Source organism: Bathymodiolus platifrons methanotrophic gill symbiont (assembly GCF_002189065.1).
Classification (GTDB): Bacteria; Pseudomonadota; Gammaproteobacteria; order Methylococcales; family Methylomonadaceae; genus Methyloprofundus.
Window position 1 is genome coordinate 1 of record NZ_BDMN01000470.1, and the last position, 1,136, is coordinate 1,136.

Below are 1,136 nucleotides of genomic sequence, written 5' to 3' on the forward strand. Positions count from 1 at the left end.
CCTTATCTTATTGAAATTTAATCAATAAATTCTTAAGTAAGTAGCATTAGCCCCTCCTTAACTAAAGAGGGGGATTATGTTAATACTGAAGTTTCCCAATAATTATTTATGGTAAAATTGAAACTATGCTACAACTATATGAAAAAAATAGTCTTTTCATTCGTTTCAAATGCTATTGCCTAAGGGGAATTAAGTAGGGGTTTGCTATAAACATGGCAAAACCACCTAAAATAAACCTCGATACACCAGCATTGTGTATTTCAGCTACTCAATAATTGGGAAACTTCAGATAACTATTACTGGCAGCTTTATTGGCTTGGCGTTTGTGCCTGGCTGGGCTAGCCATTTCTTGTGCTTCATCAAATATTACCCCGGAAGTAGTAGTGGCTATGTCCTGTCGGTATGCGCGCTTGTGTTCAATAGATTGCCTAGGCTTTTCTAGTTGTGGGTAGAGGCCGGTTCGAACTTGCTCAACTAAAAAAGGAATACTGATAATAAGCAGGACTAACCAGCAGGCGGCTCGGTAAAACTGCATGATGCGTAAAAAACTACCTTGTGGAAGAACTTTAATTAAGGAAATTGCGGCAAGAATATTTAGCCAGATAAGGCGAGGGGCATTAGCTTCATGCCAGATTAAAGCCAATGCAAATAAAGCAAATAGACCCCAATAGTTATTCCATAGCCGGCTGACTGCAAGAGCAGCGATAAGGACTAAAAATAAATCTAAAAGAGTCCAGCGAGTAAGCCAGCTATTCGGTACATTATCGACTCCACTCACTGCGAATAAATGCCAGCCTGGTGGTAAGTGTAAGGTGGCTTTAACACTATTAAATTTTGCATGCCAGCCTGTCGCACTAAGTTGATTTATTTTACTATCGGTCCGGCTATCAGCACTTAGGAATGTGCACGAAATAACTTCCTGAAGCAGCCAAGCTTGAATAATGAAATATCTCCCCTAAATTAAGGTTATCTTAATTTATTACTCAGTGGTTGTCTTATGTCATTTCCTTATAAAAAAAATATCGAAAAGTCGATGAAGAAATTTTATGACTCACTTTGTGAAAAAAATAAGCGACGGTATGCCGCCATTGAAAGTGAAAAATTATGGCTCTATGTGAATCCTAGTGGGTAGTGCG

General features: G+C 38.6%; 2 protein-coding genes. One reads left to right on the top strand and one right to left on the bottom strand.

Going from position 1 to position 1,136, the window contains the following annotated elements:
• Positions 1 to 268 precede the first annotated feature (268 nt).
• The gene (locus tag CDZ78_RS19480) at positions 269 to 778 is read right to left on the bottom strand and encodes a hypothetical protein (protein ID WP_087871448.1); all 510 of its coding nucleotides are present in this window, start codon (positions 776 to 778) and stop codon (positions 269 to 271) included.
• A 219-nt stretch (positions 779 to 997) separates the two neighbouring features.
• On the opposite strand from CDZ78_RS19480, the gene CDZ78_RS23945 reads away from it, so the two are divergent.
• On the top strand, positions 998 to 1,132 hold the full coding sequence (locus CDZ78_RS23945; protein ID WP_280175539.1) for a hypothetical protein: 135 nt from the start codon (positions 998 to 1,000) through the stop codon (positions 1,130 to 1,132).
• Positions 1,133 to 1,136: the final 4 nt, after the last annotated feature.